The organism is Mycobacterium sp., from assembly GCF_035506235.1.
Taxonomy (GTDB): domain Bacteria; phylum Actinomycetota; class Actinomycetes; order Mycobacteriales; family Mycobacteriaceae; genus Mycobacterium.
Genome location: NZ_DATJPU010000287.1, coordinates 31,729 through 48,928, shown reverse-complemented (window position 1 = coordinate 48,928; position 17,200 = coordinate 31,729). Strand labels below are relative to the sequence as shown.

6 protein-coding genes are annotated in these 17,200 nt (G+C 71.3%); 1 reads left to right on the top strand and 5 read right to left on the bottom strand.

The window, feature by feature from the left end:
- Window positions 1–33: 33 nt before the first annotated feature.
- The 4 genes from VMD50_RS27145 to VMD50_RS27130 are packed head-to-tail and all read right to left on the bottom strand — an operon-like array spanning window position 34 to window position 13,768.
- Entirely contained in the window at window positions 34–5,205 is a 5,172-nt protein-coding gene (locus VMD50_RS27145; RefSeq protein WP_325432611.1) for a non-ribosomal peptide synthetase, read from the bottom strand.
- Window positions 5,198–8,233, bottom strand: a complete 3,036-nt coding sequence (gene mbtD, locus VMD50_RS27140; protein WP_325432609.1) for a mycobactin polyketide synthase MbtD — start codon at window positions 8,231–8,233, stop codon at window positions 5,198–5,200. The genes VMD50_RS27145 and mbtD overlap by 8 nt, the downstream gene beginning before the upstream one ends.
- Entirely contained in the window at window positions 8,233–9,558 is a 1,326-nt protein-coding gene (locus VMD50_RS27135; RefSeq protein WP_325432607.1) for a beta-ketoacyl [acyl carrier protein] synthase domain-containing protein, read from the bottom strand. Before VMD50_RS27135 ends, mbtD begins: the two co-directional genes overlap by 1 nt.
- On the bottom strand, window positions 9,548–13,768 hold the full coding sequence (locus tag VMD50_RS27130; RefSeq protein ID WP_325432605.1) for a non-ribosomal peptide synthetase: 4,221 nt from the start codon (window positions 13,766–13,768) through the stop codon (window positions 9,548–9,550). Before VMD50_RS27130 ends, VMD50_RS27135 begins: the two co-directional genes overlap by 11 nt.
- Window positions 13,769–13,867: 99 nt before the next feature.
- Here VMD50_RS27130 and VMD50_RS27125 point away from each other — a divergent pair, with 99 nt between their 5' ends.
- Window positions 13,868–15,508: a (2,3-dihydroxybenzoyl)adenylate synthase gene (locus VMD50_RS27125; RefSeq protein WP_325432603.1), complete on the top strand. Its 1,641-nt coding sequence runs from the start codon at window positions 13,868–13,870 to the stop codon at window positions 15,506–15,508.
- Between the two features lie 10 nt (window positions 15,509–15,518).
- Here VMD50_RS27125 and VMD50_RS27120 read toward each other — a convergent pair whose 3' ends face one another.
- A complete protein-coding gene (locus VMD50_RS27120; RefSeq protein ID WP_325432601.1) occupies window positions 15,519–17,126 on the bottom strand; it encodes an MFS transporter in 1,608 nt (535 codons plus the stop codon).
- Window positions 17,127–17,200: the final 74 nt, after the last annotated feature.

Here is a 17,200-nt window from a genome sequence, read left to right as displayed (position 1 = left end):
CGTCCTCGATGGCCGGTCGCTCTTCGGCCCGGGTCACGGCGGGGTACCCCAGGACGAGGTGAGGGTCGCCAGTTCGTCGACGGGAAGTCCCGACGTGCTCATCGGCGCGTGATGCGTGTCCGGCGAACCGGTTTCGGCGTCCGACTTGGCGTCGAGCGCGGCCGCCAGCTCGTGCAGCACGGGATGCTCGAAGACCATCCGCGGGGTCAGCGGCATTCCGGCGTCTCGCGCCCGCGCGGCCACCCGCACCGCGACGATGCTGTCCCCGCCGAGGTTGAAGAAGTCGTCGTGGCGCCCGACCTCCCCGGCGTCGAGCACGTCGGCGAGGATGGCCGCCAGCGCGCGCTCAGTGGCGGTGGCGGCCGGTTCGGCCCGGCCGGGGGCCGGCGTCGCCTGCGCCGGCGTTGCCGTTCCGGCCAGCAGCTCGAGTTGGCCGTCGTCATCCCACACACCGCGCTCGCCGGTGCGATAGAGCCTCGAACCAGGTTGCGCGGCAAAGGGATCGGCGACAAAACGGGTCGCGGTCAGCGAGGCGCTTGCCAGCCGACCGACGACGGCCGGACCGCCGCCGCAGTAGACGTCGCCCACCACGCCCGCCGGGACGGGATGCAGCCGGGCGTCCAGCAGGTATACCCGCGCCACGACGTCGCCCGCGTTGCATCGGTTCAGAATGCGTTGTCGCTCTTGCGCGCCGGCGATCTGCACCTGGCTCAGTCGTTGGTCGGGATGGTCGGCGAACGCCCCGACGACGCGGACCAGCCACTCGGCGAACCGGCGCGCGGTGCTGCGCTTATAGAGTTCGGGGCGGAAGATGATGTGCCCGCGATAGCCGCGATCGGTGGCGAAGAAGTTGACCGACATGTCGGCGTGCGCGACGTCGAAGGTCGGCTCCAGCGCGCTGAAAGTGGTGTCACCGGCCGGGCCGCTGGCGATGACGTTGTCCCGCGGCAACTGGTCACGGACGTGCACCACCACGTCGAACAGCGGATTGCGCGACAGCGACCGCGCCGGGCCGACCGCGTCCACCACCTGGTCGAACGGCAGGTCCTGGTGGGCGTACGCGGCCAGCGCCATCTCCCGGGTCCGCTGCAGCACCTCGCGCAGGGTCGGGTCTCCGCCCAGGTCGTTACGCAGCACCAGGATGTTGACGAAGAACCCGATCAGCCGGTCGAGCTCGGATTCGTTGCGGCCGGCCACCGGGGTGCCGATCGGGATGTCCGTGCTGCCAATGGCCTTGTGCAGCGCGACCGCGACGGCGGCTTGCAGCAGCATGAACTCGGTGACGCCGAGATCGCGGGTCAGGGCGGCCACCTGCTCGCGGGTCGCCGACCCGAGACTGAACTCGACGGCGTCGCCGGCACCGCTCAGCGCGGCCGGGCGCGGGAAGTCCAGGCGCAGACCGGTTTCGGTCGGCAAGCCCTCGAGTTGGCGGGCCCAATAGTCACGCTGCGGGCCGGCGATGCCCGCGCTGTCGTCCAGCAGCGCAGCCTGCCACCGGCCGTAGTCCGAGTACTGGACCGCCAGTGGCTCCCAGGACGGCGCCTGCCCGCCGCCGCGGGCCCGGTAGGCGGTGAGCAGATCGGTGAACAGCACCCCGGCGGACCAGTGGTCACCGGCGATGTGATGCACGACCAACGACAGCACGGCCTGGCCCGGAATGCCGAGCAGCGCGGCGCGAATCGGCGAATCGCCCTCGAGATCGAAGACGTGGCGGCGCTCGTTGTCCAGTTCGGCCCGCAGCCAGCGCTCGTCGGGTCCGTCGGCGCGCCGCACCGGCACCGCGGCGGGCGGGTGGATGATCTGGTATGGCACACTGCCGATTTCGCGGTAGGTGGTGCGCAAGATCTCGTGCCGTGCCACGACGTCGGTGACGGCCGCCGCCAGCGCATCGGTGTCGCACGGGCCACGCAAGGCCGCGGCGAACGGAATGTTGTTGACGGCGTTGGGGCCGTCGAAGCGATAGGTGGCCCAGCTGCGCAGCTGCGACGACGACAGCGGCACGGGCCCGTCGTGTCGTGTCGCCGTCAGCCGCGGCCGGGCCGAATCCCGATCCAGCGTGTCGAGGTGTGCGGCGATCCCTGCCGCCGTCGCCAGTTCGAAGATCTCGCGCACGCCCACATTGACCCCGAACGTGTTGCGCAGCGCCGCAGCCAATTTGGTGGCCAGCAGGGAGTGGCCGCCGAAGTCGAAGAACGAGTCGTCGGCGCCGATCCGCTCCCGGCCGAGCAGCCCGGCGAACAGTTCGGCAACGCCCCGCTCGGTGGCAGTTTGCGGTTCGCGGAACGCGACACCGGAACCGACCTCGGGATTCGGGAGCGCCGCGCGGTCGATCTTGCCGTGCGCGGTGATCGGAACCTCGTCGAGCACAACGTATGCCGCCGGCACCATGTATTCGGGCAGCGCCGCCGCCACCCGGGCCCGGATGCGGTCGAGGTCCACCCCGTCCCTTCCGTCGTCGCCGGCCGCGGGGGTCACGTAACCGACCAGGCTCTTGCCCAGTCCCGGGAGGTCGCTGACCACCACCACGGCCTGCCCGACCGTGGGATCGACCGAGATGGCCGCGGCCACGTCACCCAGTTCGATTCGGAAGCCGCGGATCTTGACCTGCTCGTCGGCGCGGCCCACGAACTCGACGTCGCCGTCCGCATTGCGGCGCGCCAGATCTCCCGATCGATACATCCGGGCCCCGGGATTGAACGGGTCGGCGACGAACCGCTCCGCGGTCAGCCCGGCTCGGCGATGGTACCCGTGCGCGAGATGGGTTCCGCCGAGGTAGATTTCGCCGATCACGCCCACCGGAACCGGTCGCAGCGAATCGTCGAGGAGGTACATCGTGGTGTTGATCTTGGGCTGGCCGATGGGCACGATGCGGGTGCCCTGTGGGCCCTCCACCGGATAGCGACTGGCGTTGATCACGGTCTCGGTCGGACCGTAGAAGTTGTGCAGCAGCGCGTCGAAGGTGGCGTGGAACTTGTCGGCCACCTCTCCGGGCAACGGCTCGCCGCCGATGGGTACCCGCCGCAACGTCCGCCACTGGTTGACGCCCGGCAACGACAGGAACAGGCCCAGCAGGGACGGCACGAAATGCATTGCCGTGATCCCCTCGTCGCGCAACAGGGCGGTGAGATAACCGATGTCGCTCAGTCCCCCGGGGCGCGGGATCACCATCCGCGCGCCGCAGGCCAGCGTGCCGAAGATCTCGGCGATCGACACATCGAAGCTCGGCGAGGCGACCTGCAGCAGCCGGTCGGTCTGGTCGACCCCGTACTCGCCCTTGAACCAGACGAAGTACTCCGCGACGGGGCGGTGCGACACCGCGACGCCTTTGGGCAGTCCGGTGGTTCCCGATGTGTAAATCAGATAGGCGGTGTTGTCCGGCCGCAGCGGCCGCACCCGTTCGGCGTCGGTCGGGTCGTCGGCGCGATGGGCGGCCAAGTCAGCCACGGGCCCGCGCAGCACCAGCCTCGCGTCGCAGTCGTCGAGGATGAACTCCAGCCGGTCCTGCGGGTAGGTCGGGTCGACCGGGACATACACCGCACCCGCCTTGGCGATGCCCAGCGCGGTGACGACCAGGTTCGGCGACTTGTCGAGCAGCACGGCGACCCGGTCCTCGCTGCCGATCCCCTGCCCGATCAGCCAGTGCGCCAAGCGGTTTGCGGCCTCGTTGATGGCGCGGTAGGTGAGCCGGCGGCCCTCGTACACTACCGCGATGGCATCGGGGGTCCGCGCGGCTTGCTCGGACACCAGAGCGGCGAGGGTCCTGGGCGCGGTGTCGAACGCCTCACCGCGCGACATCTGACGCAGCCACTCGGCGTCGGCCTCGCCCAGCAGCGCCAGGCCGGCCAGCGGCTTGTCCGGTTCGGCCAGGGCGTCATCGAGCAGCACGGCGAAGTGATCCAGCATCTGGCGTGCCAGGGCGGTTTCGAGAATCTCCAGCAGGTGCTCGGCCTCGACGAGCGCACCGCTGCTTTCGAATTCGACCATGAACCCCAGCGGCAGCTGGGTGAGGTTGCCGCGCAGATCGTAGCGCTCGCATCCGACCCCGGACGGGCGGAATCCGCCGCCATCGGGCTCGCGGAATCCGAAGCTGAGCCGGGTCATTCGCTCGGCGCCGTGCCGGCGATCGGGGTTCAGTTCGCGCACCACGCGGTCGAGGTTGACCCGCTGATGCGCGAACGCCCCGGTGGCGATGTCTCGCGTTGACGTCAGGAGCTCGCGGAAGCTCATGGTCGCGCGGGGCTGCAGCCGCATCGCCACCGTGTTGCCGAAATAGCCGATGGCATCGTCGGTTCCGGCGCCCCGATTGAGCACCGGTGTGGCCACCAGGAAGTCGTCGCAGTGGGTGTAGCGGTGGACCAGGGCGCCGAAGGCGGCCAGCAGCACCATGTAGGGGGTGCAGTTGGTGTCGCGCGCCGTCGCCATCACCCGCCGGGTGGTGTCGCCGGACAGCCGCAGCGTCGCGCGGGCGGCCCGCCAGTTGGTCGGCACGCTGGTGCCGGCCGGGCCTGGAAGTTCCAGTGGCTCGGGCGGATCGGCCATGACGGCGCGCCAGTAGTCCAGGTCGGCCTCGCTGGTGTCCGGTCCGGCCGGGGCCGGCGGGCGGTGGGGCTCCAGCCGGGTCCCCCCATACGCCCTGCCGAGGTCGGCGAAGAACACCCGCCAGGAGCCGTCGTCCCACGCGATGTGGTGGGCCACCAGCAGCAGCACGTGTTCTTCGGCCGCCGTGCGCACGACGGTGATCCGCAACGGCGCGTCGGTGGAAAGGTCGAAGGGCGCGCTGAATTCGCGCTGCGCCAACACTTCGAGGCGAAGCCGGCGGGCGTGCTCCGACAGGCCGGTCAGGTCGTGTTCCGCCCAGCCCGGGCGGAGATCGTCGTGCACGATGGGCCGCGGGTCGCCGGCGTCGCTGACGGTGTAGGTGGTGCGCAGGATGCGATGGCGGCGCGCCACGGCGTTGACGGCGTCGCGCAGCCGGGCGAGGTCGATCTCGCCGGTGATCCGATAGGAGACGCAGACGTTGAGCAGCGCGCCACTGGGGTCGGCCAGCTGCACGAACCACATGCGGGCCTGGCCGTCGGAGAGTTGACGGTCGGCCCGCGCATCGCGGTCCTCGGTGTCCCCCGAGAGACCTCGTTCGGCGAGCCTGCGCCGAAGCAGCTCCAGTCGCGCCGCGTCGAGCCGGCCGGTGTCGGCGATGTCAGTCACGCGAAATGTCCACTTTCTGTGCTGTTTCGGTGCGCTCGGCGGCGCCCCCGAGTTTTTCGACGAGCTCCTCCCCGGTGATTTCGCCCATCAGCGTCGCCAGCGAGACCGTCCGGCCGATCATCCGTTTGAGGCGCTTACGCAGGTCCACCGCCAGCATCGAGTCCATGCCCAGATCGAAGAGCGACGCGGTGAGGTTCACGTCGGCGGGCCGCCCGATTCCGAGCACGGCCGCCAACTGGCTGCGCACCGCATCGACCACCGACACGGTGGCGGCCGGGTCGTGCGCTGCGACTTCCGTTGCTTGCGGGCCGGGCGGCGCGGAACGGCCGCCGTCCCCCAGAAACATGTGCAGCCGGGCCGCGTCCGCCGCGAACACCAGCGGGTCGTGGTGCCACTCCCGCAGGCTCGCCGCGATCGCGGCGTGCGGCGCCATCCGGCGCAGGCCGGCCCGCTCGATGTCGGCGAGACCCGCCGAATCCGCGATGCTCCGGCCCGATTCGGTCGAGCCCTCCCACAGGCCCCATCTCACCGAGATGCACTGCCTGCCCCCGTCGCGCAGCTGGGCGGCCATGACGTCGAGCAGCCGATTGGCCGCCGAGTACACGGCGTGTCCCCGGCCGCCCCACACCCCGGACACCGACGAGCACAGCAGCATTCGGGCGTCGGGCCGTGCCGGCCACAGCTCGACCAGGTGGGCAAGCCCGCGGACCTTGGCGGCGAAGGTGTCGGCGACCGCGGCCGCTGTCAGCCCGGCCAGTCCGCCGAACATGGCGATGCCCGCGGCGTGGACGATCAACGAGGCGCCCGCAGCCCCGTATTCCGCTGCGACGAAGGACAATTGGGCCGAATCGGTGATGTCGCAGGGCGGTGACACCAGCTGGGTGCCGTGTCGGGCCGTCAAGGCCTTCAGCACGTCGGGGTTCGCGGGACGGCGGCTCAGCAGGACGATGCGCCGCGCACCACGCTCGGCGAGAAAGCGGGCGTAGTGCAGACCGAGGGCGCCGGCGCCGCCGGTGATCACCACGTCGTCGAGCACGCCAGAGTCCGGTGGCCACTGCGATGCCGCGGGCGCATCGCGGAACGAGCGCTCGCACAGCACGTATCCGCTCGCGCCATGGCGCAGCGCGGCCGCACCGCGACCGGACAGCAATGCTTCCACGACCGCGCTACCGGCGGCCGGCGTCAGCTCCCCCGGCGGCAGGTCCAGGTGGGTGAAAACCTTTTCGGGATGATCGAATCCGATGCTGCGGTGCATCGCGGCCAGTGCGGCCGGGCCGGGGGACGGCGGCGCGTCGTGATCGGTGACTTGCTCGGCGCCCACGGTGACCAGGCAGACCGTGTGGCACCGCGGACCGAGCGCAGATGCATAGTCGTGCCTACCGGAGCCGATCAGACCCGCGAGGGTCTCGGCCGCCCGGCCGGCGTCGGCGCCGTCGAAGGCCGGCGCGATCACCGCGACGACCTCCGCGTCCCGCGGTGCGCTGAGCTCCGTCGCGGGGTGGGACTCGATCGCCGCGCGCAGCCGCCGGGCCGGCGCATCGTCACCACCGAGACCGGCCACCGCGAGGCGCACCGGAGGTCCCGCGACCGGTGCGGACCGCGACGCCGGCTCCCAGTGCTCGAGGGCAGTTGTCAGTCCGACCGAAGCAGGCGGCGCCTTCAGTGGGTCCCGGTGCGCCCACATCGGGATCGCGCGCATCGGCGCGTTCGGAAACCCATGCAGCGCAGCGTCACCGGACACGCCGTCCAGGTGGTCCCCCCAGGCGTAGCCGGGGTCGGCCACCGCCGCGGTGACGATGTTCGCCGACAGCGCGTCGACCAGCGGCTCGTCCCGGCGGGCCGACCCCACCAGCACCGCGGGGTCGTCTTGGAGGTCGGACTCGAAGACCTGACCGATCGAGAACAGCAGCGCGGGATGGGCGGACAGCTCGATGAATGACCTTACACCGCAACGGATTGCCGCCAGGAATGCGCGATCAAGCCGAACCGTGTTGCGCAGGTTCGCATACCAGTAGTCGCCGAACGGCGTGCCCGGCGCCACCACGTCCCCGGTGGTGCCGCCGATGAATTGGACGGGCGCCTCGGCGAATTCCGCGAGGGGCAGTCGTCGCCGGAATTCGCCGCGCAGCCGCTCGAGCAGGCTGGTGTGCCCCGGAAAGCCCGCGGTGATCTCGCGGGCGAACCGACCGCTGGAGCGGACGGCGTCGACGATGCCCAGCACCGCGTCGCCATCGCCCGAGACCGCGACCGTCGAGGCGGAGTAGACCACCGACAGCTCCACCCATCCGTCGGCGGCCGCGATCAGCGCCCCGGCGGCCTCGGCGCCGACGCCCAGCGTTGCCATCGCGTAGCGACCCGGAAGGCGGTCCACCACCGCGGCGCGCGCGGCGACCACCGCGACCGCGTCCGGCAGCGTGACGCTGCCGGCGATGACGGCCGCGGCGACCTCACCCAGGCTCTGCCCGATGGTGAGGTCGGGAACCACACCGCACGAACGCCACACCTCGGCCAGGGCGACGGCGTGGACGAATTGTGCCCCCTGGACCTCGATCTCGGTAAAGCGGTGCGAATCGCCCAAGGAGCCGTCAGCGGTCAGGTAGCGCAGCGGCGATTCGACGCCGGCGGCCTCGAACGCCGCGGCGCACCCGTCGGCCGCGGTCCGGTAGCTGCCGAGCGTCCGGTAGGCGGCGGCGCCCATGCCCGGCCGGTGACCGCCCTGACCGGGAACCACGAACACCTGTCGGGGCGCCGCACTCAGCGCCGAGCCGGCGACCAGCGGATGCTCGCGCCCGGCTGCCAGCGCGCGCAACCCGCAGACGAGCTCGGGCCGGTCCGCGGCGCGGACCACCGCACGGAACCTTCGGACCCGCCGGGTCCGGCCCAGCTGCCGGGCCACCTGCGCCACAGTCGTTTCCGGAAAGCGCTCGAGATAGTCGGCGATCGCACGGGCATCCGCGGGGACCAGTTCGTCGGCGTGGGCGCCGAGCAGTACCGGGATCCGCCCGTCGGGCAGTCGTTTACGGGCCATCAGGCGACCCCGCGCCCGGAGGCGGTGTCGGGCATCGAGACGATCAGATGGGCGTTTGTGCCGCTCATCCCGAACGCGGATACCGCCGCGGTGCGCCATCCCCCGATGGCCTGCCACGGCGTCAGCTTGTCCGCCAACCGCAAAACCTGTCTCTCCCAGTAGATTTCGCGGCTCGGCTCGTCGACGTGCAGGGTCGGAGGTACCGCGGCGTGTTCGGCGGACACGATCACCTTGGTCAGGCCCAACGCGCCCGCCGCGGCCTGCGCATGCCCGATGTTGGACTTGACCGATCCCAACAGCGGTCCGCGCCCGGGCGGCGCGGTGCCGTAACTGGCCGCCATCGCCAACAGCTCCGTCCGGTCACCGAGCCGGGTCCCGGTGCCGTGCCCCTCGACCATCCCGACGTCGACGGGCTCGACACTCGCCCGAGCGAGGGCGCGCCGGAACAGCCGCAGCTGCGCGTCGCCGCTGGGCGCCGTCAGTCCGTTGCTGCGCCCATCGGAATTCAGGCAGCTGGCGCGCACCTCGGCGAGGATGCGACGCCCGGCGGCCCTGGCCGCGGACCGGCGCTGCAGCACGAACATCGCCGCGCCCTCGGCCCACACGGTTCCGCTGGCGAGCGCGCTGTACGGTCGGCAACGGCCGTCATCGGACAGCGCGTGCTGCTTGGAGAATTCGACGAAATAGCCGGGGCTGCCCATCACGCACACGCCGCCGGCGAGCGCGAGGTCGCAGTCGCCGGCCGCGATCGCTCCGACCGCGGTGTGAAACGCCGCCAGCGCTGACGAGCACGAGGTGTCGATGGTGAGCGCCGGCCCGGCGAGGTCCAGCGTGTAGGCGATGCGTCCCGAGATGACGCCCAGCGACGTCCCGCTGATCAGGTGCCCGCTGTGATGGGAGAACTCGGAGAGACCGGGGCCGTATTCGAGCGTCGAGGCGCCGACGTAACAGCCCACATCGTGGCCGGCCAGGTCGTCGGGGTTGATGCCGCTGTTCTCCAGGCTGCGCCAGGCCACCCGCAACGCGACGCGCTGCTGCGGGTCCATGGCCGTCGCTTCGCGCGGTGAGATGCTGAAGAATTCCGGATCGAATGTCGTTGCACCCGAGAGGAATCCGCCGAGGTTGTGGATGGCTTTGAATCCGTCCCGCCGCGAGCCGTCGAACAGCTCGCGAAGCGCCCAGCCACGATCGGTGGGGAACGGGCCCAGCGCCTCCCGCTGCTCGGACAGCAAGGCCCAGAAATCGTCGGGGGTTTCCACCCCGCCGGGCGCTTCGACCGCCAGTCCGACCACAACAACCGGGTCGACCGGGTCGTTATCGGACATCGGCGCTCACCAGCCGGGCCACCGCGTCGAGGTGATCGTTGAGGTAGAAGTGACCGCCCTCGAATTCCGACACCTCGAACCGGCCGCAGGTGTGGGTTTCCCAGCCGCCCAGGGCTTCCCGGCTGATCCGATGGTCGCGGTCGCCGCCGACCGAATGGATGTCGGCGCCGATGCGCACGTCCGGACGGCAGGAGTAGGCGTTCAGGGCGCGGTAGTCGGCCTGCACCGCCGTCACGAGGAGTTCGACGAATTCCTCGTCGTCCAGGAGCACGGGGTCGGTGCCACCGAGATCCACCATGTCCGCCAGCACGCCGCTCTCGCTGGTCGGCAGCGGCCCATCCGCGGCGACCGTCGACGGGGCATGCCCGGCGGAGGCCCACAGCACGCGCACCGGCACTCCGCGGCGCTCGGCGACGCGGGCGAACTCGAACGCGACCACCGCCCCCATGCAATGCCCGAACAGACTCAACGGAGCCGCCGAAGCCCAGTCGCCCGCCTCGAAGAGCTCGAGCGCCAACTCACCGATGCCGCCGGGCGCCGGGTGGTCCCGCCGGTCGGCCCGCTGCGGGTACTGCACCACGAAGGCGTCAACACCGTTGGCCAACAGCGCTTTCGCCAGCGGCCGGTAGGCAGCAGCGGCACCGCCGGCATGGGGGAAGACCACCACCGAGCCGCGCCCGGTACCACCGGTGAACCGCTTCACCCAGGGCTCGAACTCCCGCGGCGGGGGCTGGGCGTCGAGCGCGGACAGCACGTCGACACTCGGCATGTCCGCGATCTCCAGGTACACCTCGGCCACCTGCTCGAGTCGGCTGCCGTCGGCCTCTCGCCCGACCAGCAACGCGGCCAGGGTGGCGACGGTCCGGGCCGCGAAGACGTCGGCGACCATCAGGCCCGGCGAATCGAGCCACTGCCGGATACCGGCGACGGCCTGCGTCGCGAGCACGGAATCGCCACCGAGGGAAAAGAAGTCGTCGTGCACGCCCACCGCGTCGGCGTCGCGGTTGAGCAACCCGGCCACGATGTGGCACAGCGCCCGTTCCAGCCGCGTCGGGGGCGCCTCGGAGGGCGCCCCGTGGGACCGCTCGGCCACCGCTGTGACGAGCCGGCCGGCGACGGCGCCCCGGTCGATCTTGCCGCCGTCGGTGAAGGGGATGCGGTCCACTACCGACACGTGCGCCGGAATCATTTGCGCGGGAACGAGATCGGCGAGGTAGTCGCGAATTCGCCGGGCGGGCAGCGCGGAGCCATCGGGGCAGACCTGCGCGGCCAGCACCTCGGCACCGCCGGGAGCGGGCACCAGGGCGGCCACGGCCGCGCGCACCCCCGGCACCCGGCGCAGCGCGGCCTCGATCTCGCCGAGCTCGACGCGATACCCGCCGACCTTGATCCGGTGATCGGCGCGGCCGATGAACTCGAGGGTGCCGTCCGGCCGGTAGCGGGCCAGATCGCCCGTGCGATACCAGGTCCGGCCCTCGTGGGCGACGAAGCGCTCGGCGGTCAGTTCGGGGCGCCCGCGGTAGCCACGGGCGATGCCGCGGCCGGACACCCAGAGCTCGCCGGGCACCCAGTCGGGGCAGTCGGCGCCGCCCTCGCCGACCACCCGGCAGGCGATGTTGGGAAACGGCTTGCCGTAGGGCACCGCCGTCCAGCCGTCCGGCGGGTCCCCGTCGACTTCGAAAATGGTTGCGTGGACGGCGGTTTCGGTGGCGCCGCCCAGCCCGGCGAACCGCACGCCGGGCGCCATTGCGCGCAACCGGCGGGCCAGTCCGGGGCGCACCCAGTCGCCGCCGGTGGGAACTACCCGCAGCGACGACAGCCTGCCCCGACCGACCTCGACCAACATCTCCAGCCAGCCCGGCAGGAAGTTCAGCACGGTGACCCGGTGGGTGTCGATCAGCCGGGCCCAGGCGTCGGGATCGCGGCGCTGCGCCTCGTCGACCATGACGATCGCCCCGCCGGCGCGCAACGTGGCGAAGACGTCGAGCACCGACATGTCGCATTCCAGCGTCGACAGGGCCAGGCACCGATCGGCGGCGCCGATGCCGAAGTGCCGCGTGATGAATTCGATTGTGTTCATGGCGCCGTCGTGCGTCATCTCGACGCCCTTGGGCTCGCCCGTCGACCCGGAGGTGAACAGCACGTAGGCGAGCCCGGCGGGATCCGTTCGCGCGGGCGAAATGCCGGACGGCGCATCCCGAGGCACATCGGCAATCACCAACGCGGGCACCGGCAACACGAGCGGCTGCCCGCCGCACACCAGCGCCACGCTCACCCCACCGGTTTTCAGGATGCGCTCCGCGCGGTCGCGTGGCTGGTCGACGCCGATCGGCAGATAGACGGCACCGGCGGCCAGGATGCCCAGCAGCGCGGGCAACTGTTCGGCCGTCTTCGGGCCCATCACCGCGACGGTGTCGCCGGCGCCGATCCCGGCCGCCCGCAAGGCCGCCGCCACCGCCAGCGCCCGATCGCGCAGCTGCGCATAGGTGAGGTCACCCGAACTGGCGAAGACCGCGGGCGCGTCGGGTTGCCGCTCGGCCCGGCGGAAGAATCCGTCGTGCAGCGCCTCGCCGCTCGGCGCGGCGGCGCGGCCGTTGACCGCCTCACGCACCGCGCGCTGCGCCTCCGGCAGCGCCGGTGGGCCGGCCGCGTCCCAGGCGTCATCGGTGGCGGCCAGCCGGAGCAGTTCGTCGATGTGGTGGGCGAACATGGCGTCGATGACGCCGGGCGCGAAGACGCCGTCGCGCACGTCCCAGTTCACCAGCACGCCACCGTCGAACTCGGTGACCTGTGCATCGAGCAGCACCTGGGGGCCCTGGGAAATGATCCATCCCGGCGTGCCGAATTGCGTTGTGACGTCGGCACAGAACAGTTCCCCAAAGCCGAGCGCGCTGGTGAAGACCACGGGCGCCAAGACCTGGGTGCCGCGATGGCGGCTGAGGTCGCGCAGCACCGACAGACCGGGGTAGGCGGAATGGGCGGCGGCGGTCCGCATGGCGTCCTGCACGGCGTGCGCCCGCGCCGCCGGGGTGCCTTTGCCGGTGAGGTCGATCTCGAGCAGCAGGGAGGAGGTGAAGTCGCCGACCAACAGGTCGACGTCGGGGTGCAGGGCCCTCCGCCCGAACAGCGGGACGTTGAGCAGGAATCGCGCGGTGGACCAGCGGGCCAGCGCGTCGGCGAAGGCCGCGGCCAGCGTCATCGCCGGGGTGACGCCGCGGGCCCGGGCGTGCCCGAACAGCGCGTCGCGGGTCGCCGGGTCCAGCCAGTGCCAGCGCCGGGTGCTGGTGCGCGAGCCTCGGCCGCCGATCGACGGCGGCGCCGGCGGGTCCGGCAGCTGCGGGATGCGCCGCGCCCACCAGTCCCGGTCGGCGTCGTGGGCCGGTCGCGGTTGCGCGTCGTGCCGGGCGGTCGCCTCGCGGTATTCCCGGTAGGTGTAACCCAATTCGGGTAGGTCGCGGCCGGTATAGAGGGCGGCCAGGTCGGCCATCAGAGTGCGGTAGCTCATCGCGTCGGCGGCTTGCATGTCCAGATCGACGTGCAGCCGGGAGCGATCGCCGGGCAGCAGCGTCAGCGTCAGCTCGAACACTGCGCCGTCGAGCTGTTGGTGCGATTTGGCGGCGCGGAGGGCCGCCAGCCGCGGCTCACGAAGGTCGGCCCCGTCACCGCGGAGGTCGACCACCGCGACGGGGAAGTCGCCGCATTCGCCTGTCGCGACGCGCTGCGTGCCGTCGGGCAGGAACCGCACCCGCAGCATGGGGTGGCGACGCGCCAACCGGGTGGCCGCCGCGCGCAGGCGGTCCGGGTCGACCGGGCCGCCGTCGAACTCCACGTAAAGGTGGCCGGCCACCCCGCCGAACTGCTGGTGGTCCTGGCGCCCGACCCACATCGCGTGCTGCATGGGCGCAAGCGGAAACGGGTCGCCGGGGTGCACGGCCGCGCCGACGGTCGAGGCGGGATGTTCGGCGGTCGGCGCCGGCGCGGCGGCGGTGACCAGCGCGGACCAGGCCTCGATCGTGGGGGCGGCGGCCAGGGTGGCGAAGTCGACGCCGATGCCGTCCCGGCGCCAGCGACCGGCCAGCGTCATCATCCGGATGGAGTCGAGGCCCTGCCCGATGAGGTTGCCAGCTGGGTCGATGGTGTCGGCGCGGACGCCGAGCAGCTCGGCCACCTCCGCACGGATGTCCTCCGAGCACGCCGGGGCACGCACCACGAAACCCTCCCTGAATTAGCACAGGCTGCCCTAAGTTGTTTAGTTACCCTATCCTCGATACCTGCGCCGCCGCTACCACCCCCCGAACCAAGGAGTCCGATGGCCCCGAACACGCCGCGGCGCCCGGGCCCCGAGGGATTCGTGCCGTTCCCGGCCGATCGGGCCGCGTCCTACCGGGCGGCCGGCTATTGGGCGGGACGGACGCTGGACGCGCTGCTGACCGACGCGGCGCTGCGCGGGCCCGGCCGCCTCGCGGTCGTCGACGCCCCGGCGGATGGCGGTTTGAGCTACGCCGAACTCGACGCGCGGGCCGACCGCGCGGCGGCCGGGCTGGGGCGGCTGGGCATCGCGCCCGGCGACCGGGTGCTGTTGCAGCTGCCGAACGGCTGTTCGTTCGCGGTGGCGCTGTTCGGGCTGCTGCGGGGCGGGGCGATCCCGGTGATGTGTCTCCCCGGCCACCGGGCCGCCGAATTGGCCCACTTCGCCGCGGTCAGCGAGGCGACGGGTCTCATAATCCCGGACGCCGCAAGCGGTTTCGACTACCGGACGATGGCGCGCGGCCTGGTCGACGATCATCCGGCGCTGCAGCACGTCATCATCGACGGCGACCCCGGGGCATTCACGCCGTGGACGCAGCTGTGCGAAGAAAACGCCGGCCGGCCCCCAGTGCCGCCGGCCGATCCGGAAACGCCTGCCCTGCTGCTGGTTTCGGGCGGCACCACCGGCACCCCCAAGCTGATCCCCCGCACCCACGACGACTACCTCTTCAACGCGAGCGCCAGCGCCGAGGTCTGCGGGCTGGGCGCCGACGACGTGTACCTGGCAGTGCTGCCTGCGGGCCACAACTTTCCGCTGGCGTGCCCCGGTCTGCTCGGCGCCATGGCGGTGGGCGCCACGACCGTGTTCGGCGCCGATCCCAGCCCGGAGGCCGCCTTCGCCGCGGTCGCGCGCCACGGCGTCACGGTCACGGCTCTGGTGCCGGCGCTGGCCAAGCTGTGGGCGCAGGCGTGTGACTGGGAGCCGGTAACGCCGAAGTCGTTGCGGCTCTTGCAGGTTGGCGGGGCGCGACTGGAGCCGGCGGACGCCCGCCTGGTGCGCGCCGCGCTGACCCCGGGCCTGCAGCAGGTGTTCGGGATGGCGGAGGGACTGCTGAACTACACCCGGCTCGACGACCCGCCGGAAGTCATTGAGAACACCCAGGGGCGGCCGCTGTGCGCCGCCGACGAACTGCGCATCGTCGACGCCGCGGGCGAGCCGGTGGCGCCCGGCGAAGAGGGCGAGCTGCTGGTGCGCGGACCGTACACGCTCAACGGCTATTTCCGCGCCGAGCGCGACAACGAGCGCTGCTTCGGTCCCGACGGCTTCTACCGCAGCGGCGACCTCGTCCGCCGCAGGGACGACGGCTACCTGGTGGTCACCGGCCGGGTCAAGGACGTCATCTGCCGCGGCGGTGAAACCGTCGCGGCGGCGGAGCTCGAAGAGCATATGCTGAGCCATTCCGCGATCCGTTCGGCGGCGGCGGTTGGCCTGCCGGATCCCTACCTCGGCGAAAGGATCTGCGCGGCAGTTGTTTTCGCCGGAGCACCGGTTACCCTCGCGGAGCTGAACGCGCACCTCGACGAGCGCGGCGCGGCCGCCCACGCCCGGCCCGACGTGCTGGTCGCGATGGCGGCGCTGCCCGTCACGCCGATCGGCAAGATCGACAAACAGGCGATCGCCCGTCGGCTGGGCGGGTCATAACGGCGTGAATTCAGCGCTGCACACGCAGGGCGAGGTAATACCGGTGCCGTCGGGTGTGGTCGACGGTGTAGCTCAACGCCTTCGCGGCGGCGTCGTGGTCGGAATCCAACCAACGCTCGGTGTGCTGGCGTTCGAACTCGGCCCAGGACGCCACGGTGAAGCGCTCGAGGACCGTGTCAGGACTTTGGGCGCTGCGATACAGCCGCCAACTGTGGCCGCCCGTTCGCAGGCGCGACCGCCTGACCGCGCTCATCGCCTTCACGAAATCGTCGAGGTTCTCAGGCCGCACCCGATAGTTGACGGTCACCAGCACCGGCCCATCGCTGGGCCGCGGCTCGAACACGAGCATCGGGGACGCCCAGCACGTGGAAATGTCGCGACTCAGCAGCCCGGTTGCCGCCCGTAGCGGAAGCACGGCGACACTGAGGGCGGCAACGCCCAGCAGCACCGCCGAGCACGTCAGTGCGATCTCCAGCCCCTCCCGCGTGGCGACGACACCCCAGAAGTACGAGCCGATCGCCATAGAACCCGTGAAGACCAGCAGATACACCGACAACCCGCGGGCCCGGACCCATTGCGGCAAGTGGAGCTGCGCCGCCGCGTTCAACGTTGACAACGTGATCAGCCAGAACATCCCCGCCAACACCAAAACGGGCATCGCCGCCGCGAACGGCAGCCACGCCACCGCCGCCGGGGCAAGACCGTAGACCGCGGCACACACCGCCAAAAGCATGTTGGCCGACACCTTACGGCGCAGCGGTGTCGCGACCGCGACGGCGAGCGTCGCGCCAAGGCCGATGGCCCCCAGGGTCAGACCGTAGCCGCCGGCTCCCAGGTGCCATCGGTGGTGAGCGGCCACGGGCAACAGAGCCAAAAGGGCCGAGGCGGGAAACAGGAAAAGGGCCGCGCGCAACAAGATCCTGAGAAAGATCGGGCTGTGCACCACGTATTGCAATCCGGTGCCGATCGCCTGGTCGATGCGTTCTCGCTCGATCGGCGCGATTTGCTTGGGCCGTTTCCAGCCCCGCAGGACGACGATGATGCCGGTAAACGATATTGCGTTTATCACGAAGACGGCCGCGGGGCCGGCCAGCGCCACGGCGATGCCGCCGATCGCGGGTCCAATCGCCTGGCCGACGTTCACCGAGACGCTGGACAGGGTGGCGGCGGCCGGTATCTGCTCGCGCGGGACGACCTCCGGCTGAATCGCCTGCCAGGCCGGTGCGGTGAGCGCGGAGGCGCAGCCGATGGCCACGGTGAACAGCAACAGCGACGTCGGTCTGAGGTGACCGGCGTAGGTCAGCGCCGCCAGGGCCAGCGCCACCACAACCGCGTACGACTGCAGAACGATCAACAGCCGCCGCCGGTCGAACAGGTCGGCGAGCACTCCGGCGAACAAACCGAGCAGCAGCGTCGGGCCGAGGCTGGCCGTCTGGACCAGTGACACGACGGCGGCACTGGCGTGGTCCTCGATCAAGAACCATTGGGCCGCCACGTTTTGCATCCACGTCCCGATATTGGAGACGAACTGCGCGATGAACAGGTTGCGGTACAGCGCATTGCGCAACGGTGTGGGCGCCGGTTGCCCGCCGTCGGCACGCTCCTGGACCTGGGTCACCGTCGGACCGATTGACGACGGCCCGTCGCTTCACGCGCAGCGCCTTTCGCGTCGTGCACGGGTGAGAAGTCTAG

Coding starts and splice junctions, on each gene's coding strand:
- VMD50_RS27135 (WP_325432607.1), bottom strand. CDS start 9,558: ATGTCCGATAACGACCCGGTCGACCCGGTTGTTGTGGTCGGACTGGCG.
- mbtD (WP_325432609.1), bottom strand. CDS start 8,233: ATGGCCCGTAAACGACTGCCCGACGGGCGGATCCCGGTACTGCTCGGC.
- VMD50_RS27125 (WP_325432603.1), top strand. CDS start 13,868: ATGGCCCCGAACACGCCGCGGCGCCCGGGCCCCGAGGGATTCGTGCCG.